Genomic DNA, 18,212 nt, shown 5'->3' with positions numbered 1-18,212 from the left:
TCAGCGCCCTCCCCGCTTCAGGCCGTGCTCCAGCCTGGAGCCGGCATAGGTGATCGCGGCACCGGTCAGGAAGAACAGCAAGGCCGCCACCGTGTAGATCTCGACCGGGGTGAACGTGTAGGAACTGACGCGGCTGGCGACCCGCATGAGGTCGTTGATGGCGAGAACCGACAGGATCGCCGTCGCCTTGAAGATGCTGATGACCGATCCGACCAGGGGCGGCACGACCAAACGCAACGCCTGGGGCATGATCACCTTCCACCACATCACCCTCCGCGGCATGCCCAGCGCCTTCGCCGCCTCGTACTGGCCGCGGGGCACGCCGAGGATGCCGCTTCGGATCACCTCGCTGCAGTAGGCCGCGACGTTGAACACCAGGGCGATGGCGGCGCTCTGGAACGGCGTGGTCTGGACTTGGGTGACCATGGGGAAGGCGAAATGGACCCAGACCGCCTGCACCAGCAGCGGGGTCGAGCGCAGCAGCTCGACGAACATCATGGCCGGCCAGCGCAGCACCGCCAGCGGCGACAGGTTGGCCAGCGCCAGCAGGGTGCCGAGCACCACGCCGCCCGCCAGGAAGCCCAGCACGGTCAGGGTGACGTTGGTCAGGAGCCCGTTCAGCAGTGCCGGCAGGTATTCCCAGACGACCGTGAAATCCAGTTCGGCGAAGAACGACATCAGGTGGACCCTCCTCGTGCGCCGGGACCGCTCATGGAAGCACCGGGTCGCGCCCGGGGAACTTGGGGTGCCAGAGGAGGCGGCGGGCGGTGCCCTCGTAGGCCTTGCCGCCGGGTGCGCAGCACAGTTCGAGCTGAAGCCCCCACGGCGCCAGGAAATAGACCCAGGTGGCGCCGGCCGACGGTCCCTCGGCGATCAGCATCGGTTCGCCCAGGATCCGCACCCCGTGGGCGCGCAGGTGTCCGACGGCCGCGTCCATGTCCTCCACGTAGAAGGCGATGTGGTGGCCGCCGACATCGCTGTTGCGCGGCGGCTCGGTCCGCCGGTCGGGGGCGCTGTACTCGAAGAGCTCCAGGTTCAGGCCGCTCCGGCAGCGCAGGAAGCAGTAGCGGCAGGAGGCCTCGGGATGGACGTTAAGCCGCTCCCGCATGAAGTCTCCGTCGCCGCCGGCCGGCTCGCCGTCGTAGACATGCTCGCAGCCGATGACGGTCACGAAGAAGTCCACCGCCTCCTCCAGGTCCGGGACGGTCAGCCCCACATGGTCCAGCCCCCAAAGGCCGGGAATGCCCGCTGGTCGATCGGTGTCTGGCGACATGGCACGTCTCCGGTTGGCGCTCGTGTCTGGGGAAGGCGCAGCCCTGGCGAAGGCTCAGCCCGCGGTCGCGAGGAAGTCCCGCAGCAGGCGGTTGACCGCCGGTGCCTGCTCCATGTGCGGCATGTGCCCCGCACCGGCGATCCGTTCGACCCGGATGGGATCCGGCAGGCCCGATGCCTGGGCGGCCGGGATGATCCGGTCCTCCGCTCCCCAGACGACCAGCACCGGCACCGTCAGCTCGGCGAGCCGGCCGCGCAGGTCGATCGCCTGGCCGCCTGCCGGGAAGGCGGAGTCGGCAAGGCCGGCGAGCGCCTCGGTCACGCCGTCCTGCCGCTTGGCCTTCAGCACCTCGTCCACCATCTCCCTCCTCACCGCGGCGGGGTCGGCGAACAGGCGGCCCAGCACCTCCTTCATCTCCTTGCGCCGCTCGGCCGCGACGAAGCCGCCGATATAGTCGCGGTCGATCTCCGGCCCCAGGCCGGCCGGCGCCACCAGCACCAGGGAGGCGACCCGCTCCGGCTCGTCCAGGGCGAGACCGAGGGCGACCGCGCCGCCCAGCGAATGGCCGGCGAGATGGACTCTCGGGAGTCCGAGGCCGTCAAGCGCGGCGCGCAGCGCCGAGGTCAGGCTTTCGGGCGTGAGCGGGCCGGCCGGCGGCTCGGAGCCGCCATGGGCGGGCAGGTCGATCGCATGGACCGGCCGGTCCTCCGCCAGCGCCGGCTGGTTGAACATCCAGTTGTTGAGGTCGCCGCCGAAGCCGTGGACCATGACCAGCGGCGTCGCCTCGCCGGTCCCGGCGCTCAGCACGGCGAGCCCGCGGCCCGCCACCGTGATCTGGCGCGGCCCGGCTGCCGCGTCGCCGTCCGCGGCGCCGTCCGGCCCGGCCGTCGCCCGGTCCCGGATGAAGGCGTCGATCTCCTCGTCGGGCACGTCGGCGTCCGCGATGACGGCGATCAGCGAGCCCACCGGCGCGGAGCGGCCCGGCTCCACCAGATGCCGGCGCATCAGGCCGGACGCAGCGCTTTCCATGACGTTGGTGATCTTGGTCGTCTCGATCTCGACGATCTCGTCGCCGGCTTTGACCGGCTGGCCGACCGCGACCAGCCAGCCCGCGATCTGGCCCTCGGTCATGGTCATGCCCCAGCGGGGGATCGTGACGGGATGGATGCGCTCGCTCATGACTTGTTCCTGCAAACCTTGCGGACGGCCGCCTCGACCCGCTCGGCGGAGGGGATGAAGGCGGCCTCGAGATCGGGGGCGTAGGGGATGGGCGTGTGGGGCGGCGTCACCTTGAGGATCGGCGCCTTCAGGGCCTCGAACGCCTCCTCGGCGACGAGGGAGGAGATGTCGGCGGCCATGCCGCAACGGGGATAGGCCTCGTCCACCACCACCAGCCGGCCGGTCTCCTCCACCGATTCCAGGATCGTGTCGGCGTCGAGCGGCGAGGTGGTGCGCGGATCGATGACGGTGCAGGCGATGCCGTCGCGCTCCAGCCGTTCGGCGGCGGCGAGCGCCATGGTCACCATCCGGCCGAAGGCCACGATGGTCACGTCCCCGCCGTCGCGCAGGATGTTCGCCTCGCCGAAGGGCACCGTGTACGACCCGTCGGGCACGTCGCCCATGTCGTCGTACATCACCTTGTGCTCCAGGAAGATCACCGGGTCGTCGTCGCGGATCGCCTGGATCAACAGCCCCTTGGCGTCGTAGGGGTTGGAGGGGATGACGACCTTCAGGCCGGGAATGTGGGTGAACAGCGGGTACAGCGCCTGGCTGTGCTGGCTGGCCGACCGGGTGCCGGCGCCGAAGGTGGCGCGGATCACCAGCGGGGTGACCGCGCGGCCGCCGAACATGTACCGGAACTTGGCCGCCTGGTTGAAGATCTGGTCGAAGCAGACGCCCAGGAAATCGACGAACATGATCTCGGCGATCGGGCGCAGCCCGCTCATGGCGGCCCCCGCGGCGGCACCGACGAAGGCGCTTTCGGTGATCGGCGTGTCGAGCACCCGGCGAGGGCCGAAGCGGCCCAGCAGCCCCTTGCTGACGCCGAAGGCGCCGCCCCAGGCGTCCTGCTCGCCGGAGGCTCCCTTGCCGCCGGTGACGTCCTCGCCCAGCAGGATGACGCGCGGATCGCGCTCCATCTCCGAATGCAGCGCCTCGTTCAGCGCCTGCCTGAATGACTTGCGTGCCACGGCACACCTCCCTGGAACCTGGAATGTCTCGGCCGTCCCGGATCGCCGGGTCACGGCCTTGGGGATCACGGCCCCGGGGATCTACGGATAGGAGACGTAGACGTCGGTGAGCAGCTCCTTCGGATCCGGCTTCGGCGCGGCGCGGGCGGAGGCGACAGCGCGGTCGATCGTCGCCGCGACCTCGGCATCGACCGCGTCGAGCTGCGCCTCGTCCAGCAGGGCCGCCTCGGTCACCCGGCGCCGGAAGATCCGCAGGCAATCCTGGTCCCGCTTCATGGCGGCCCGCTCCTCCGGCGTGCGGTAGGTGTCGGGATCGCCGCTGAAATGCCCATAGAAGCGCGCCACCTTGATATGCAGCAGGGTCGGCCCGCCGCCGGACCGGGCGCGGGACACGGCCCTGCCCGCCGCGTCGTGGACCGCGAAGAAGTCGAGGCCGTCCACCCGCTCGGCCGGCATCCCGTAACCCTTGGCGCGCTCCACGATGTCGCCGGCCACCGCCCAGTCGCTGGCGGTCGCCTCGCCGAAGCCGTTGTCCTCGACCGCGAAGATGACCGGCAGCTTCCAGACCATGGCGAGGTTCAGGGATTCCGCGGTCGTCCCCTGGTTGATGCCGCCGTCGCCGGTGAAGGCGACCGCGACCCGGTCGAGGCCGAGGGTCTGGGCCGCCAGCGCCGCGCCGCACACCAGCGGGGGAGATCCACCGACGATGCCGTTGGCCCCCAGCATGCCCTTGCCGAGATCGGCGATGTGCATGGACCCGCCCTTGCCCCGGCAGGTGCCGGTGGCCTTGCCGAAGATCTCGGCCATCATGCCGTCGGCGTCGCAGCCTTTGGCGATGGAGTGACCATGCCCGCGATGGGTGGAGCCGATCCGGTCGCCGTCGTCCAGATGCATGCAGATGCCGACGGCCGATGCCTCCTGTCCGGCATAGAGGTGGGTATTGCCGGGAATGTCGCCGGTGGCCCCTTCCTGGCTGACCCGGTCCTCGAACATGCGGATCAGGCGCATCTGCCGATAGGCCTTGAGCAGATCCTCTCGCGCTAACTGCATGAACTCTCAACTCCCTGTTCTGACATGACACCCGATGCGCTGCCCGCATGCGGACCGCTGATGCCTAGTTACGCACATGCCCGCGATTTGTTCACAAAAACACCGTGACACGGTAGCTGTGTTCATTGTATGAACATCTTGTTCTTTCTCTGATTATGCTAAGGGTCCAAAGGGAATGGTGTCAAGCGCGCGAAACGCTGAATCAGCCTCAGATCCGGAAAAGATCGGCTCCGGCGACAGGAAAGGCGGTAAATCCGAGCCGGAAGCCTTCGTACGGGCCTTCGCCAAGGGCCTCTCCGTCATAACGGCCTTCGGCCAGGGCAGTCCGGCGACCATCGCCGACATCTCCCGCGCCTCCGGGCTGGACCGCGCGGGGGCCCGGCGCATCCTCCTGACGCTGGAACAGCTCGGCTACGTCCGGATGGAGGGCAGGAAGTTCTCCCTTACGCCGCGCGTCCTGACGCTCGGATATCTCTACCTGTCATCCCTGCCGTTCTGGAGCATCGCCCAGCCCGTGATGGAGGAACTCGTCGCCGACCTTCAGGAGACCTGCTCGATGGGCGTGCTGGACGGCGACGACGTGGTCTACGTGCTGCGCGTGCCGGCGCGCCGCTTCCTGACCTTCGACCCCAGCATCGGCGGCCGCACGCCTGCCCATATCCATTCCATGGGGCGCGTCCTGCTGGCCGCCCAGCCGCCGGAGATGGTCGAGGGCTACATCGCCCGCACTCCGCTGAAAGCCTATACGCGCCACACCGTGACCGATCCGGACGAACTGCGCCGAGGCATCGCGGATGACCGCGGGAACGGCTGGTGCTTCGTCAGCGAGCAGTACGAGGACGGCATGTGCGGCATCGCCGTCCCCGTGCTGAACGCCCAGGGGATGGCCATCGCCGCGATCAACGTGAGCATGGTGGTGAGCGGCAACGTGCGGCAGCGCGCCATCGACGAGGTGCTGCCCAAGCTGCGCCTCGCCGCCCGCCATATCGGCGGCCGGATGCGCTGATCCGGCCGCCCGGAACCCGGACGCGCCGACGTTGGCGGCGCGATCCCGGGACGGCGGTCAGTCGATGCGAACCTCCCGAGCCGACCGGCCGACGATCGCGCGGTAAAGGTCGGGGTCGGTGTCCCCTTCGGTTCCGAACACCAGCACGACGCTGTCCGGTCCCAGGCGCAGGGCGGCGCGCTGTTCCGGCGCCTGCGCCGCGCCGAGCGCGCCGGCCAGCCCGGCGACGGCCGATTCCCCGGCGACGACCGGCGGATCGCCGTCCACGCCGTCGGCCAGAAGCCGCATGCAGTCGGCTGCGGCCTCGTCCGGGATGGTCATGAAGGCGTCCGTCCCCGCTTCCAGGATCTTCCAGGCGAGCAGCGACACCTCCCCGCAGGCCAGCCCCGCCATGATGGTATCGAGGTCGCCCTGGACGGCGGTGGGCCGGCCGGCCTCGGCGCTGCGGAACAGGCAGTCGGCACGGTCCGGTTCGACCACCACGAAGCGCGGGCGGGCGGCGGCGAGATGCTCCCAGAAGTGGCCGCACATGGCGGCGGCCAACCCGCCGACGCCGCCCTGCACGAAGACGTGGGTCGGCAGGGTTCCCGCCGGGAGCTGGCGCAGCGTTTCCTCGGCCATGACGGCATAGCCCTGCATGACGTCGCGCGGCACGTCCATGTAGCCTTCGTAAGAGGTGTCCGACACCACGTGCCAGCCGTTGGCCGCCGCATCCGCCGCCGCCTTGCGCACCGCATCGTCATAGTTGCCAGGCGTCCGCCGGACCTCGGCGCCGTAGCGGGCGATGGCGGTGCAGCGCCCCTCGCTGACCGTCTCGTGGACATGGATGACGCAGCGGCAGCCGAACATCTGGGCGCCCCAGGCGACCGAGCGGCCGTGATTGCCGTCGGTGGCGCAAGTCACCGTGATGTCCTTCTGGATGCCGCCGCGATCGGCCGCGAGGTCGGCAGCCGACGGTTCCGGCCGGCCGGTCCGTGCCGCCACCTCCCTGGCCAGCAGCCGATAGACGGCATAGGCGCCGCCCAGCGCCTTGAAGCTGCCGAGCCCGAACCGCGTTCCCTCGTCCTTGTAGTACACGGCCCCGAGCCCGGCCAGCCGGGCGAACCCGTCGAGCCGGCGCAGCGGCGTCGCGCGATAGCCGGGCCAGCCGGTGATCTCCCGCTCGGCCCGGATGAAACGGTCGCCTCCCAGGATCGACCGCAGGTCGCTCCCGTAAGGATGCTCCCGCGGACAGCCTGGCGTGACGAGCAGACGGGCGACGTGGCGGTTCAGGCGGGGGGAAACCATCGGCATTCCAGATCATGCTCCGGGGGCAGGAGTAGAGAAATGTTCGTATGTTGAACACTTTGTTCATCAAACACTCAGTTTGGCCATCCCTCCCGGTCCTGTCAACACCTCCCGTGATCGGTGCCCGGACTGGCCGCCTGGACAGCGGCGGAGGGCGGCGAAGGCCGAGCCCTCCCGAAACAGGGGGCGAAGGCACGTGACGGACGGGCCCGACGGGAACGGGATTCCATGGGGGAGCCGCCCGATGTCTCGATCGCGAGATCCGAGTAGCGTGCCTGTCCGCCCGGCGTGGTCCGCGGCGCCGCCTGCCATGCTGCGATCGCCTCCAGCGTGAACCGGATCGTCAACGAGCCGCGCTGCCGAAGCCCAGCCTCGCAGGCCTCTCGGTTCGTCACCTTGCAGCGGGTCTTCGCGATCCGATGGCGGAAATATTGAAAAGCGTTTCGACAAACAAACATTGGGGCTTCAATCGGGGTATGCCGGCCTTGCGCCGAGCCAGTCATCGGAGGTTGGGCAAGCATGGCCGGGCAGCGCCTGATGGTCTTTTCAGCAGTAAACCGAACGGTGATCTTCGGCGCGATCTGGTTGGTGTTGACCGAGGGCAATCCCGGCGGGCTGGCTTTTGGGGCGTTGACCGTCCCGGCCGCGGTCTGGCTTAGCCTATCGCTGCTGCCGCCCTCGCGCCGCCTCGGCATGCTGAGGCTGATCGCTATCCTGCCGAAATTCCTTCTGGGATCGCTCATGGGGGGCGTGGACGTGGCCTGGCGGTCGTTCAAGCCGCGAATGCCGATCGCGCCGGATTGGATCGTGGTGCCGGTGGCCCTGCCTGACACCGCCCGCGTGGCGCTCGGGGCCGAGCTGTCGCTGATGCCGGGCACGCTGGTGGCCGGCGCGCAGGATGGCAAGCTGCTGGTCCATGTGCTGGATCGTCACGCCGATCACAGCGGCATCGCCACCAATGAGCGCGAAATCGCCCGTATGATCGGCCTGCCCGAGGAGGCGCCATGATCGAGACTTGGCTGAACCTTGCCGCAACGCTGATCCTGGTGTCGCTGGGGTTGGCGCTGTGGATGGTCTGGCGCGGCCCGGGTCGGGCGGACCGGATGATGGCCGCGCAGCTGGCCGGCAGTTCGGGCGTGGGCGTCGTCGTCCTGCTGGCGCCGCTATCCGGCTGGGCGGCGCTGGACGTGGCGCTGGTACTGGCGCTGCTGGCGGCGCTGGCGGCGGTGGCCTTCGTCAAGGCGGCCAGCGCCGACGGGCTGGGCGATCCCGAAGAGGAGGAGGTGGATCCGGACGCGCTGGCGCCAAGGGATGCAGGGAAGAGGGCCGGGAATGACGCTTGACTATCTGACCATCGCGCTGGTCGGCATCGGCGTGGTGTTCTACATCGCGGGCACGGTCGGGCTGTTGCGGTTTCCCGACACGTTCAGCCGGCTGCACGCCCTGACCAAGGCCGACAATCTGGGGCTGGGCTTCGTAGTGCTGGGCGTCGCCCTGCAGGCCGGATCCCCCTATCAGATCGCCAAGCTGGTTCTGATCTGGGCGCTGGCGCTGGTCGCGGCCGGAACGGTGGCGCAGCTGGTCGCCCGCGCGGCGCTGCTGAGAGGCGGGTCTGCCGATGATGCTTGACCTTGTTCTGTGCGCGCTGATCCTTATCACCGCGCTGGCTGCGATCGCCGGGACGCAAGTGTTTCGCAGCATCGTCTTCTTTGTCGTCTATGGCCTGCTGGTCGCGGTGGCATGGGTTCGGCTCGGCGCCATCGATGTGGCACTGGCCGAGGGGGCCATCGGCGCGGGCCTGACGGGCGTACTGCTTTTGTCGGCCTCGGGGCGGTTGCCGGCCTGGCGGGGCGCGCAGCCCGTGCGGCCACTGGCCGCGCTCCTGGCGGCGGGGCTGTCGGCGACGCTGGCCTGGGCATGGTTCGTGACGCCCGAGGCTCCGGGCCTGACCGCGGATGTCGCCGAGCGCCTGTCCGAGACCGGCGTCGGCAACCCCGTGACCGCCGTGCTGCTGAACTACCGGGCCTGGGACACCCTGCTGGAAAGCATCGTGCTGCTGGCGGCGCTGGCCGGCGTCTGGATGCTGGGGCGCGACGCGGATTGGGCCAATCCGCTTGGCCTGCGCCAGCACGCGCGCGAGGGCGGGACGATGGCCACCCTGGGGCGTTTCCTGCCGCCGGTGGGGCTGCTGGTCGGCGTCTATCTGGTCTGGGCCGGGGCGGATCAGCCTGGAGGCGCATTCCAGGGCGGCACCGTCCTTGCCGCGATGGGGATCCTGGCCGCGATGGCCGGGCGCCTCGATCCGCCGCGGGTGGACCGGCCGGCCTGGCGCGTGGGCCTGGTGATCGGGCCGGGGGTGTTCCTGCTGACGGGCATCGCCATGCTAGCGGCGGGGCTGGGGTTCCTGACCTATCCGCAGGCGTTCGCCAAGCCGATCATCGTCGGCATTGAGATCTTCCTGACCCTGTCGATCGCCGTCACGCTCGGGCTACTGGTGCTCGGGCCGCCCGGCGAGCGGCCCGGCGGCGCGGAGGGGCGCCGATGCTGATCGACGCATTCGCCATGACCGGCGCGGCGCTGATCGGGCTGGGGTTTTACGGCCTGACCGCCAGCAAGCATCTTCTGCGCCGGGTTGTCGCCTTCAACGTCATCGGCTCGGGAATCTTTCTCTATTTCGGGGCCTTCGCCTCGCGCGGGAGCACGCCCGACCCGGTGCCCCAGGCGCTGATCATCACTGGGATCGTGGTCGCCCTCTCGGCCACCGCGCTGGCGATCGGGCTTGTGGTGGCCCATGCGCGCGAAAGCGGCAGCGCCGTGCTGCCCGAAGACGAGACGGGTCACCACGGATGAGCGCGATCGTCATTTCCCTGGCCGCCCCCCTGCTGGCGGCGCTGGTGGCGGTCGCCCTGCCGCGCATGGCCGTGCTTGCGGGCGCCGGAGCCGCGATTCTGGTGCTCGGCGCGTCGATCGTGCTGGCGGCGCGGGTGCTGGCCGAAGGGCCGGTGGGGTTCGTGCCGGGCGGCTGGCCGGTGCCACTGGGGATCGCCCTGTCGGCCGACGGGCTGGCGGTGGCGTTCCTGGCCATGTCGGCGCTGGTGATGACGGCGGTGCTGGCCTCGGCCGCGCGCGACTTCGCCCCCGGAAACGGCCGCGCGGCCTTTGGCTTCTGGCCGCTGGCGCTGCTGCTGTGGGGGGCGGTCAACGCGATCTTCCTGTCGCGCGATCTGTTCAACCTCTATGTCGGGCTGGAACTGCTGACGCTGGTCGCGGTGGCGCTGGTGGCGCTGTCGGGCAAGCCAGCGACCCTGGCGGCGGCGATGCGCTACATGATCTGGGCGCTGATCGGCTCCCTGCTGTATCTGCTGGGGGTCGTCATCATCTATGGCGGGCATGGTACGCTGGATATCGCGCTGCTCCATGGTCGCGCGCCGGCACCGGCCGACGGGCTGGCGCTGGCGCTGATCACCGCCGGGCTGGCGGTCAAGACGGCGCTGTTTCCCTTTCACGTCTGGCTGCCGCCTGCTCATGCGGGGGCGCCCGCGCCCGCCTCGGCCATGCTGTCTGCGCTGGTGCCCAAGGCCTCGTTCCTGATCATCGTGCGGCTGTGGTTCGAGACGATGCCCGACATCGCCAACCCGCAGGCGCTGGTCCTGCTGGGCGCGCTTGGCGCGGCGGCGGTCGTCTATGGCGGGCTGCTCGCCATGGGACAGACCCGGCTGAAGTCGATCATCGCCTATTCGACGGTCGCCCAGATCGGCTATCTGTTCCTGATCTTTCCGCTGGCAGGAGGCGGGGGCGGCGCCCAGCCCTGGGCCGCCGGCGTCTGGAGCGGCACGATCTTCCATGCCGTCAGCCATGCCCTGGCCAAGGCCTCGATGTTTCTCTCCACGGGCCTCTTCGTCCGCGCCGTCGGCGATGACGCGATCGCGGCGCTGCGCGGGCTGGCGCGCGAATTGCCGGTGGCGACATTCGCCTTTGGCCTTGCCGCCATCTCGTTGATGGGGCTGCCGCCTTCGGGCGCCTTCACGGCCAAATACATGTTGCTGACGGCGACCTTCCCGTCGGGCCAGTGGTGGTGGGCAATCGTCCTGCTGGGCGGCGGGCTGATGGCGGCGATCTACCTCTATCGCCCGATCGAGGCGCTTCTTGCCCCCGAGCCGGCGGTCGTCCTGCACCGTCCCGCCCGGTGGGAGGAGTGGGTGCCCCTTGTCCTGGCGTTGGCCGCGATCCTTCTGGGACTCTTTTCGGCGGTGCCGTTCGAGCTTGTTCACATCGGCCGGCCGGAAACCGCGGTGGAGGGGCTGTGAGCGCGTTTCTTCCGCTTCTGATCCTGCTGACCTCGCTGTTGCCGGCGGTGCTGACCTTCTTTTTGCCGCAGAACGCCCATCTGTTGCGCAACGGGCTGTCCATCGGCGGCGCGGTGACGAAGCTGGCGCTGATCGCGGTCATGCTGGTGGCCGTGGCCGAGGGCACAATCTACAAGGCGGAGATGCCGCTGGCGCCGGGGCTGTTCCTGGCGCTGCATCTGGATGCTCTGGCGCTGCTGTTCATGACGCTGTCGGCGGTGCTGTGGCTGCTGACCACGATCTATGCGGTGGCCTATCTGGGCGATACGCCGAACCTGTCGCGCTTCTTCGGCTTTTTCAGTCTCTGCGTCGCCGCGACGACGGGACTGGCCATGTCGGGGTCGCTGGTCACCTTCTTCATCTTCTTCGAGCTGCTGACCCTGTCCACCTGGCCGCTGGTGATCCATCGCCAGACCGAGGATTCGATGCGCGCGGGCCGCATCTATCTGAGCTATGCGCTGCCGGCCAGTGCGGCGCTGCTGGTGGCCATCGTCTGGCTGGAGGCCACCACCGGCCCGATCCTGTTCACCCAGCCCGCGCCGCTGGAGCGGTTGGGCGACACCGAACTGCGGATCATCTTTGCCCTCTTCATCGCGGGGCTGGGGGTCAAGGCCGCGCTGGTGCCTTTGCATGGCTGGCTGCCTGCCGCGATGTCGGCGCCTGCGCCCGTGTCTTCGCTGCTGCATGCGGTGGCGGTGGTCAAGGCCGGGGCCTTCGGTGTGCTGCGCGTGACCTTCGATGTGTTCGGGATCGATCGCGCGGTGGAGCTTGGCGTAGGGCTGCCGCTGGCGGCGCTGGCCTCGGTCACGATCATCTGGGGCTCGGTCAGGGCCTTGCAGCAGGATGACATCAAGAAACGGCTGGCCTTCTCGACGGTCAGCCAGGTCAGCTATATCCTGCTGGGGGCGGGCTTGGCGTCGCCCTTCGCGGTGATCGGCGGGCTGGTGCATCTGGTCCACCAGGGGCTGATGAAGATCACCCTGTTCTTCTGCGCGGGCATCTTCGCCGAGCGGGCGGGCGTCAAGAAGATCCACGGGCTGAACGGCATGGGCGCGCGGATGCCCTGGACCTCGCTGGCCTTCTCGCTCGGGGCGATGGGGATGATCGGTCTGCCGCCCTTGGCCGGGTTCGTGACCAAATTCTATCTGGGGATGGGCGCCTTGCAGGCGGGTGCGCCCTGGGTGCTGGGGGTGCTCGCGGCATCGACCCTGCTGAACGCGGCTTACTTCCTGCCGCTGCTGTATAGGCTGTGGGTGCTGCCCGCCCCTGCGGACGCGCAGGGCGACGAGAAGTCGCCGGGCATGATCGTGCCTGCCGTGCTGACGGCGCTGGCCTCGCTCGGGGTCGGGCTGCTGGCCGCCTCGGCGCTCAGCCCGCTTGGCTGGGCCACGCTGATCGCCGCGCGGGAGTGGTTGAAATGACGCTGTGGACCGGGCCGCTGTTTCCGTTCCTGGTGCTGGTCTGGCCGCTGCTGCTGGCGGGCATCGCGGTGCTGCCGGTGTCGCGCGCAACCACGCTGCGGGTGCTGCCGATAGCCCCGCTGCCCGCGCTGTGGCTGGCGCTGGACCCGCTGTCGGAGACGACGATGCTGCCCGGTCTGCTGCTGGGCGTGTCGCTCGGGCTGGACCCGGGGCGCGCTCTGCTGCTGGCGATGACGGCGGCGCTTTGGGTGCTGGCCGGGCTGGCGGCGCAGCGCATGGCGGGGGACCGGCGGATCGGGGTCTTCGCGGGGCTGTGGGGGCTGACGCTGGCCGGCAATCTGGGGGTGCTGCTGGCGCAGGATATCGCGACCTTCTACGTCTCGTTCGCGGCGGTGTCGCTGGCAGGCTGGGCGCTGGTCGTCCACGACCGCAGCGCGGCCGCGCTCGCGGCCGGGCGGGTCTATATCGTCATGGCCGTCCTGGGCGAGGTGGCGCTGCTGGCGGGTTTGCTCCTGGGTGCGAATGCGGCGGCGCAGAGCCTGCTGGTCGCGGATCTGCGCGCGGCCTTGGCATGGGCGCCCGAGGCGCCGCTGGCCATCGCGCTGCTGATCGTGGGCTTCGGCATCAAGGCGGGCCTCGTGCCGCTGCATCTGTGGTTGCCGCTGGCCCATCCCGCAGCGCCGGTGCCGGCCTCGGCGGTGCTGTCAGGGGCGATCGTGAAGGCGGGGCTGGTCGGAATGATCGTCTTCCTCCCGGAGGGGGCGATGGGTCAGCTGCTGGTCGTGCTGGGCCTTGCCGGTGCCTTCGGAGGCGCGATCTGGGGCCTGACCCAGTCCAACCCCAAGGCGATCCTGGCCTATTCCACCGTCAGCCAGATAGGGCTGATGATCCTGCTGATCGGCGCCGGCGGCGCGGCGCGCGAACTGGTGCCCTTTTACGCGCTGCATCACGGGCTGGCCAAGGGCGCGCTGTTCCTGCTGGTCGGCGTCATGTACTTGTCCTGGAAGCCGGTCCATCATTGGTTGGTCCTGGGCGCAGCGGCGCTTTGCGCGGCGTCGCTGGCGGGAGTGCCGCTGTCCGGCGGGGCGCTGACCAAGGCTGCCGTGAAGGCAGCGCTGCCTGCCGAACTGGCCCTTGCCCTGACCCTGTCTTCGGTGACGACGACCCTGGTGATGGGCTGGTTCCTGTGGCGGCTGTGGCACACCAAGCCGGCAGCGCAGCCGGCACGGTTCTGGTCCGCGTCCTTTGCGCTGCCGGCCCTCGCCGGACTCGGCGCATACGCCGCGCCCTGGCTGCTGTGGGATCGATGGACAGGTAAGGCGCCGGGCTATCCCCTGTCCGCCCCGGCCATCGCCGATGGCGTCCTGCCGATCGCTGTCGCGCTGCCTGTTCTTGCTTGGCTGCTCTGGCGCCCGCTTCCGCAGGTGCCGCCCGGAGACCTGCTGGCGTTACGCAATCGCCTAGCCATGCCGAGGGTCCGTCTGCCTCCTGTTCCGGCCCTTGCACGGCCGAAGCGTCCGATCGCCGTGCGAGTGGCCGCCGGGTTGGCCGCCCTGGAGGCGCTGCTGACGCAGTGGCAGATTGGCGGCGCCATCCTTCTGGCAGCGGTCATCGGTCTCAATGCTGTTTTAGGTTGACAATTTGGCTGATGCCGTCACAGGCGGCGAGTTTTCGCAGCGCGCCACCGACGGAACGGTCAAGCAGCGTGGGTCCGGTTTGGAGCGGCGATGACGCCCTCGACCAGGACCCGACAGCCGGTCTCAGGAAAACCCCTTTCTAACGCAGGGGCATTCGTCTGAGCCGAGTCACGATGTGGCGCTGCCCCGCACCCCGGCGATCACCCGGCCCGCAATGCCATGGACATGTTTGCAGAACTTGACGCGCTCAATTCCGGCAGGCTGGTGACGGCGCTCAGTCCCGGTAGCCGGGATCGAGGCGATCGAGTTTCCGCAACAGCGCCGGCCACATCCGCGTTCCCTTGGGCGTAGCGCCGGCCTCGAACTGGGCGGCGGCGTGGGCCACCAGCGGTTCGGGCGGAATCGCCAGTTCGGCACCGGTCTGCATCGCGGCGACCTGGATGCGGCAGCTCATCTCCAGGTAATACATGTGGTAGAAGGCCTCGGCCACCGAGCGGCCGACAGTCAGCAAGCCATGGTTCTCCAGGATCATCGCGGGCTTGCCGCCGAGATCGCGGGCAAGGCGGTCGCGCTCCGACAGGTCGAGCGCGATGCCCTCGTAGGCGTGGTAGGCGACGCCGTCGTAGAACTCCATGCTCATCTGGTTGAGCATCAGGAGCGGGCTCTTGAGGGCGGCGACCGTCATTCCGGCCAGGGTATGGGTGTGCATGACGCAGAGCGCGTCGGGCCTGGACATGTGGATCGCGGAATGGATGGTGAATCCAGCCGGATTGACCCGCTGGTTCAGGTCCTCCGCCAGACCGGGTTCGGCAAGCTGGCCGTCCAGGTCGACCGTGACGAGGTCGCTGGCCCGGATCTCGTCGAAGGTCATGCCGTAGGGGTTGATCAGGAAACGATGCCCCTCCCCCGGCAGCCGCACGGACGTGTGCGTGTAGATCATGTCGTCCATGCCGTAATGGGCCAGCAGCCGGTAGGCGGCCGCCAGATCGACGCGCAGTTGCCGTTCTTCCGCTTCGTGCATCATGTCGGTGCCGTTTCCGATGTTGGTGGTTGGTTGTTTCGTTGCCGCCCGGCGATGTAGTGGGACGCGATCCCGCGCATCCGGTCGCCGCCGAACTCGCCGCGATGGCCGCCGTGGACGACGCCGACCGGCAGATCGATCAGGCGGCGCATGGTCTCCACATAATCCCGTATGTCGGAACCAGGCAAGTCATCGATCAGGATGCCATCGTAGATGACGTCGCCCGCGAACAGCGTTCCCGTGTCCTCCTCCCACAAGGCGATGCCGCCGGGCGAGTGTCCGGGCAGGTGGAGCACCTGGAAACGGCGGTCGCCGATGTCCACCTCGTCGCCCTCCCCCACCAGCCGCGTCGGCTCGACCCCTTCGGTGCGGCAGGCGGCGATGTCGAAGCCGGGCCACGGGACCGCGTCCACCAGGAGGCCGCCGGTGTCGAAACCCGCCCCGGCCAGCCCGCGCAGTGTGTCGGGGTCGAACTGGTCGAAGGTCAGGCTGCCCACCTCGGCGGTGGTCCGGAGCGTATCGGCCTCCGCCGGATGGACCAGGATCTCGGCATCGCGAAACTCCCGGTGGCCGCCCCTGTGATCGACATGGGCGTGGGTGGTGAACAGGATCAGCGGCTTGTCGATCAGGGGGGCGACGGCGTCGCGCAGCCGGCCGACGCCCATGCCGCTGTCGATCAGGAGATCGCGCGCGGAGCCCTTGACCAGATGGCTATTGGCCCGGACCAGACGGTGGCAATGGGGTTCGGTGATCCGGTGGACGCCGGGTTCGACCTCCTCGATCGTGAACCAGGGATCGGCCACCGGCAGGGTTCCGGTCATCGCGGTCTCCTTCAGGGAGGATGATGTCAAACGGGCGTCAGCCCGCGATGGCGTCAATCCACTTGTTGAGCGCGTCGTCGTAGTGGTCGGCGTACCACAGCTCGTCACGGATCACCTGCTTGGCGAGGTTTTCCGGATAGCCGGGGTCGATCCGGCGCTGCTCGGCGGTCAGCAGCGCCGAGGCCGCGGGATTGGACGGGGAATTGCCCAGCTTGTCCAGCAGCAAGATCTGGCGTTCCGGGATCAGGGTCGAGGCGATGAATTTCTGGACCTCGGCGCCGGCCGGATTGCCCTTGGGAACGACCCAGGCGCCCGGACAGTAGTTGGCCCCGTCCCAGATCCACTTGACCCTGCCGCCGGTGTCTCGTTCGAGCACGCTGGAACGCGTGCTGTAGATGCAGCCCATCACGATCTCGCCGTCCAGGAACATCTGCTGGCTCTCCGACCCGCTGTCCCAGAAGATCAGGTGGTCCTTGATGGTCCGCATCTTGGCGATGGCCCGGTCCATGTCGAGCGGATAGAGGTCCTCGGGCGCCACGCCGTCGGCCAGCAGGGCGCCCTCGGCGGCGCCCATCATGTATTTCCACAGGGTGCGCTTGCCGGGATACTTCTCGACGTCGTAGAAGTCGGCCCAGCCGGTCGGGGCCTTGCCGCCCATCTTGCCGGCGTCGTAGGCGATGACGAAGCTGAAGCCGTAATTGGCGATGCCGTGCTCCCAGGCCCAGCCCTCGCGGATCATCGACTTGTCGACGACGGAGTAGTCGATCGGCTCCAGGTAGCCCTTGCGCCCTAGATCGATGGCGATGAAACCGTCGGCGTCGCAGACGTCCCAGATGACGTTGCGCTCGTCGACCTGGGCCCGGATCTTGCCGGGCAGCGGAGCGCCGCCGACGATGCTGACCGGCGTGCCGCTGTCCCTCGCGAAGGGGGCGCCCCAGGCTTCCGCCATGAAGGTGGCGGCGTCGCCGCCGAAGTTGGAGACGACGATCTCCTTGGCTTGGGCCAGCGCGTCACCGGCACCGAGGCCGGCCCCCGCCAGCGGCACGGACAGGCCCAGCGCGCCCGCGAGCTTGAAGAAATCGCGGCGCTCGATGCGCCCCGCCCTGAGGTCGTCCAGTCCGATCTGGAGCCTGTCCAGCTTGAAGGCCTTGAGTGACATGGGGCCGGTCTCCTTGTGAGGGGGGTCAGCGTTGGGAATTCAGCGGTGGTCCTTGGAATCGCCGCGGGTGACGTGGGGCACGATGGCGACCGCGCCGGCGGCATCGACCGCGTAGCCGCGCACGCCCGCGAAGGAGATTCCGTGACGGTCGAGCAAGGCGACGGCGGCCTCCTCCTGGCCGGCGGGGACGTAGAGGAAGAAGTGGCGCTCGCCCGTCTCCGTCAGGTTGTCCGCCGTCAGAGAACAGGTCCGCCACGCCGCCACCGGGGCGTCGTCCAGGGTCTCCGCGACCTCGCCGATCTCGCGGACCTCGCCCTGGGTGTTGACGATGACGATGTCCGGGAAGTGCTCGGCGCCCTCGAACGGGATCGAGCGGGTCGGACGGTCGACGTTGGTCAGCGTGACGTAGTCGGCGGGCCAGTCGGTCTGGTCGTGGAAGGGAAAGCGGGTCCGCGCCACGTGGCGGACGACCGCGTCGTGCTGGCTGCTGGGCATGGCTGATGTCGTCCTATCGATGGTCACTTCATTGATGGTCGTAGCGGTCGCCGCGGGTCAGGAAGGGTGTCACCCGCACGGCGTCGCCATCGACCTCCCACTCGCGCAGGCCCGCGAACGAGATGGCGTGGCGGTCCAGTTCGCGGAGCGCGTCGGGCGCCAAGCCCCGCGGGACGTAGACGAAGAGATTCCTGACGCCCGTCTCGTTCAGGGTGTCTGCGATGGCGGAGCAGGCGGCCCAGCGCGCCACGGCGGCGGCGTCGATCACGGTCTCGACCTCGCCCAGGCGGCAGGGCTCGCCCCGCTCGTCCAGGATGACGATGTCGGGCGAGATCGGACCGTCCGGGGTGTCGATGACGTGGGAGCCGAAATTGGCGATGGTGATGTAGCCGACGGGCCAATCGGTCTGGCCCGGAAACGGGAAGCGGTTGGCGGCGACGAAGCGGACGACGCGGTCGTGGTCCGCGGTGGTCAAGGGCATCGGCCCCTCCTTGCGTGTCAGGGGTG

General features: G+C 69.2%; 20 protein-coding genes and 1 pseudogene. 9 read left to right on the top strand and 12 right to left on the bottom strand.

What is annotated here, in order from left to right:
- From IGS68_RS30825 to IGS68_RS30805, 5 genes are all read right to left on the bottom strand, one after another.
- Positions 1 to 678 carry an amino acid ABC transporter permease gene (locus IGS68_RS30825; RefSeq protein WP_201082068.1) on the bottom strand — a complete coding sequence of 226 codons (678 nt, stop codon included), beginning with the start codon at positions 676 to 678 and terminating at the stop codon, positions 1 to 3.
- Between the two features lie 31 nt (positions 679 to 709).
- The gene (locus tag IGS68_RS30820; protein WP_201082065.1) at positions 710 to 1,273 is read right to left on the bottom strand and encodes a VOC family protein; all 564 of its coding nucleotides are present in this window, start codon (positions 1,271 to 1,273) and stop codon (positions 710 to 712) included.
- A 54-nt stretch (positions 1,274 to 1,327) separates the two neighbouring features.
- Positions 1,328 to 2,452, bottom strand: coding sequence for an acetoin dehydrogenase dihydrolipoyllysine-residue acetyltransferase subunit (locus IGS68_RS30815; RefSeq protein WP_201082063.1), 1,125 nt, complete (start codon positions 2,450 to 2,452; stop codon positions 1,328 to 1,330).
- Positions 2,449 to 3,462, bottom strand: coding sequence for an alpha-ketoacid dehydrogenase subunit beta (locus IGS68_RS30810; RefSeq protein WP_201082061.1), 1,014 nt, complete (start codon positions 3,460 to 3,462; stop codon positions 2,449 to 2,451). The genes IGS68_RS30815 and IGS68_RS30810 overlap by 4 nt, the downstream gene beginning before the upstream one ends.
- An 81-nt stretch (positions 3,463 to 3,543) precedes the next feature.
- On the bottom strand, positions 3,544 to 4,512 hold the full coding sequence (locus IGS68_RS30805) for a thiamine pyrophosphate-dependent dehydrogenase E1 component subunit alpha (protein WP_201082059.1): 969 nt from the start codon (positions 4,510 to 4,512) through the stop codon (positions 3,544 to 3,546).
- Positions 4,513 to 4,687: 175 nt separating this feature from the next.
- On the opposite strand from IGS68_RS30805, the gene IGS68_RS30800 reads away from it, so the two are divergent.
- Positions 4,688 to 5,518, top strand: coding sequence for an IclR family transcriptional regulator domain-containing protein (locus IGS68_RS30800; protein ID WP_201082057.1), 831 nt, complete (start codon positions 4,688 to 4,690; stop codon positions 5,516 to 5,518).
- Positions 5,519 to 5,575: 57 nt separating this feature from the next.
- Here the strand turns inward: IGS68_RS30800 and IGS68_RS30795 are convergent, their stop codons facing one another.
- Positions 5,576 to 6,811: a diaminopropionate ammonia-lyase gene (locus IGS68_RS30795; protein ID WP_371821926.1), complete on the bottom strand. Its 1,236-nt coding sequence runs from the start codon at positions 6,809 to 6,811 to the stop codon at positions 5,576 to 5,578.
- A 236-nt stretch (positions 6,812 to 7,047) separates the two neighbouring features.
- Positions 7,048 to 7,263: pseudogene (locus IGS68_RS35800) on the bottom strand (hypothetical protein); the annotation flags it as partial.
- Between the two features lie 61 nt (positions 7,264 to 7,324).
- Here IGS68_RS35800 and IGS68_RS30790 point away from each other — a divergent pair.
- Genes IGS68_RS30790 through IGS68_RS30755 form a run of 8 tightly spaced genes read left to right on the top strand, consistent with a single transcriptional unit; the run spans position 7,325 to position 14,209 of the window.
- Positions 7,325 to 7,813, top strand: coding sequence for a Na+/H+ antiporter subunit E (locus IGS68_RS30790; RefSeq protein WP_201082055.1), 489 nt, complete (start codon positions 7,325 to 7,327; stop codon positions 7,811 to 7,813).
- Positions 7,810 to 8,148 carry a monovalent cation/H+ antiporter complex subunit F gene (locus tag IGS68_RS30785; RefSeq protein WP_201082053.1) on the top strand — a complete coding sequence of 113 codons (339 nt, stop codon included), beginning with the start codon at positions 7,810 to 7,812 and terminating at the stop codon, positions 8,146 to 8,148. The genes IGS68_RS30790 and IGS68_RS30785 overlap by 4 nt, the downstream gene beginning before the upstream one ends.
- Positions 8,138 to 8,434, top strand: a complete 297-nt coding sequence (locus IGS68_RS30780) for a cation:proton antiporter (protein ID WP_201082051.1) — start codon at positions 8,138 to 8,140, stop codon at positions 8,432 to 8,434. The genes IGS68_RS30785 and IGS68_RS30780 overlap by 11 nt, the downstream gene beginning before the upstream one ends.
- A complete protein-coding gene (locus tag IGS68_RS30775) occupies positions 8,424 to 9,353 on the top strand; it encodes a hydrogenase subunit MbhD domain-containing protein (protein ID WP_201082049.1) in 930 nt (309 codons plus the stop codon). Before IGS68_RS30780 ends, IGS68_RS30775 begins: the two co-directional genes overlap by 11 nt.
- Positions 9,347 to 9,655 carry an NADH-quinone oxidoreductase subunit K gene (locus tag IGS68_RS30770; protein ID WP_201082047.1) on the top strand — a complete coding sequence of 103 codons (309 nt, stop codon included), beginning with the start codon at positions 9,347 to 9,349 and terminating at the stop codon, positions 9,653 to 9,655. The genes IGS68_RS30775 and IGS68_RS30770 overlap by 7 nt, the downstream gene beginning before the upstream one ends.
- The gene (locus IGS68_RS30765; RefSeq protein WP_201082045.1) at positions 9,652 to 11,112 is read left to right on the top strand and encodes a complex I subunit 5 family protein; all 1,461 of its coding nucleotides are present in this window, start codon (positions 9,652 to 9,654) and stop codon (positions 11,110 to 11,112) included. Before IGS68_RS30770 ends, IGS68_RS30765 begins: the two co-directional genes overlap by 4 nt.
- Positions 11,109 to 12,572 carry a complex I subunit 5 family protein gene (locus tag IGS68_RS30760; RefSeq protein ID WP_201082042.1) on the top strand — a complete coding sequence of 488 codons (1,464 nt, stop codon included), beginning with the start codon at positions 11,109 to 11,111 and terminating at the stop codon, positions 12,570 to 12,572. Before IGS68_RS30765 ends, IGS68_RS30760 begins: the two co-directional genes overlap by 4 nt.
- On the top strand, positions 12,569 to 14,209 hold the full coding sequence (locus tag IGS68_RS30755; RefSeq protein ID WP_201082034.1) for a complex I subunit 5 family protein: 1,641 nt from the start codon (positions 12,569 to 12,571) through the stop codon (positions 14,207 to 14,209). Before IGS68_RS30760 ends, IGS68_RS30755 begins: the two co-directional genes overlap by 4 nt.
- Positions 14,210 to 14,483: 274 nt before the next feature.
- Here IGS68_RS30755 and IGS68_RS30750 read toward each other — a convergent pair whose 3' ends face one another.
- The 5 genes from IGS68_RS30750 to IGS68_RS30730 are packed head-to-tail and all read right to left on the bottom strand — an operon-like array spanning position 14,484 to position 18,186.
- On the bottom strand, positions 14,484 to 15,233 hold the full coding sequence (locus IGS68_RS30750) for a class II aldolase/adducin family protein (RefSeq protein ID WP_201082032.1): 750 nt from the start codon (positions 15,231 to 15,233) through the stop codon (positions 14,484 to 14,486).
- Positions 15,230 to 16,051, bottom strand: a complete 822-nt coding sequence (locus IGS68_RS30745) for an MBL fold metallo-hydrolase (RefSeq protein WP_201082030.1) — start codon at positions 16,049 to 16,051, stop codon at positions 15,230 to 15,232. Before IGS68_RS30745 ends, IGS68_RS30750 begins: the two co-directional genes overlap by 4 nt.
- A gap of 37 nt (positions 16,052 to 16,088) precedes the next feature.
- Positions 16,089 to 17,210, bottom strand: coding sequence for an ABC transporter substrate-binding protein (locus tag IGS68_RS30740; RefSeq protein ID WP_201082028.1), 1,122 nt, complete (start codon positions 17,208 to 17,210; stop codon positions 16,089 to 16,091).
- 39 nt (positions 17,211 to 17,249) lie between these two features.
- Positions 17,250 to 17,705 carry a hypothetical protein gene (locus IGS68_RS30735; RefSeq protein ID WP_201082027.1) on the bottom strand — a complete coding sequence of 152 codons (456 nt, stop codon included), beginning with the start codon at positions 17,703 to 17,705 and terminating at the stop codon, positions 17,250 to 17,252.
- Positions 17,706 to 17,733: 28 nt separating this feature from the next.
- Positions 17,734 to 18,186, bottom strand: coding sequence for a hypothetical protein (locus tag IGS68_RS30730; protein WP_201082025.1), 453 nt, complete (start codon positions 18,184 to 18,186; stop codon positions 17,734 to 17,736).
- Between the last annotated feature and the right edge of the window lie 26 nt (positions 18,187 to 18,212).

It is taken from the genome of Skermanella sp. TT6 (assembly GCF_016653635.2).
GTDB classification, from domain to species: domain Bacteria; phylum Pseudomonadota; class Alphaproteobacteria; order Azospirillales; family Azospirillaceae; genus Skermanella; species Skermanella cutis.
The sequence above is the reverse complement of the archived record's forward strand: the minus strand, read 5'-3'. Positions and strand labels throughout refer to the sequence as shown.

Coding starts and splice junctions, on each gene's coding strand:
- IGS68_RS30825 (WP_201082068.1), bottom strand. CDS start 678: ATGTCGTTCTTCGCCGAACTGGATTTCACGGTCGTCTGGGAATACCTG.
- IGS68_RS30820 (WP_201082065.1), bottom strand. CDS start 1,273: ATGTCGCCAGACACCGATCGACCAGCGGGCATTCCCGGCCTTTGGGGG.
- IGS68_RS30815 (WP_201082063.1), bottom strand. CDS start 2,452: ATGAGCGAGCGCATCCATCCCGTCACGATCCCCCGCTGGGGCATGACC.
- IGS68_RS30805 (WP_201082059.1), bottom strand. CDS start 4,512: ATGCAGTTAGCGCGAGAGGATCTGCTCAAGGCCTATCGGCAGATGCGC.
- IGS68_RS30800 (WP_201082057.1), top strand. CDS start 4,688: ATGGTGTCAAGCGCGCGAAACGCTGAATCAGCCTCAGATCCGGAAAAG.
- IGS68_RS30795 (WP_371821926.1), bottom strand. CDS start 6,811: ATGCCGATGGTTTCCCCCCGCCTGAACCGCCACGTCGCCCGTCTGCTC.
- IGS68_RS30790 (WP_201082055.1), top strand. CDS start 7,325: ATGGCCGGGCAGCGCCTGATGGTCTTTTCAGCAGTAAACCGAACGGTG.
- IGS68_RS30785 (WP_201082053.1), top strand. CDS start 7,810: ATGATCGAGACTTGGCTGAACCTTGCCGCAACGCTGATCCTGGTGTCG.
- IGS68_RS30780 (WP_201082051.1), top strand. CDS start 8,138: ATGACGCTTGACTATCTGACCATCGCGCTGGTCGGCATCGGCGTGGTG.
- IGS68_RS30775 (WP_201082049.1), top strand. CDS start 8,424: ATGATGCTTGACCTTGTTCTGTGCGCGCTGATCCTTATCACCGCGCTG.
- IGS68_RS30770 (WP_201082047.1), top strand. CDS start 9,347: ATGCTGATCGACGCATTCGCCATGACCGGCGCGGCGCTGATCGGGCTG.
- IGS68_RS30765 (WP_201082045.1), top strand. CDS start 9,652: ATGAGCGCGATCGTCATTTCCCTGGCCGCCCCCCTGCTGGCGGCGCTG.
- IGS68_RS30755 (WP_201082034.1), top strand. CDS start 12,569: ATGACGCTGTGGACCGGGCCGCTGTTTCCGTTCCTGGTGCTGGTCTGG.
- IGS68_RS30750 (WP_201082032.1), bottom strand. CDS start 15,233: ATGATGCACGAAGCGGAAGAACGGCAACTGCGCGTCGATCTGGCGGCC.
- IGS68_RS30745 (WP_201082030.1), bottom strand. CDS start 16,051: ATGACCGGAACCCTGCCGGTGGCCGATCCCTGGTTCACGATCGAGGAG.
- IGS68_RS30740 (WP_201082028.1), bottom strand. CDS start 17,210: ATGTCACTCAAGGCCTTCAAGCTGGACAGGCTCCAGATCGGACTGGAC.
- IGS68_RS30735 (WP_201082027.1), bottom strand. CDS start 17,705: ATGCCCAGCAGCCAGCACGACGCGGTCGTCCGCCACGTGGCGCGGACC.
- IGS68_RS30730 (WP_201082025.1), bottom strand. CDS start 18,186: ATGCCCTTGACCACCGCGGACCACGACCGCGTCGTCCGCTTCGTCGCC.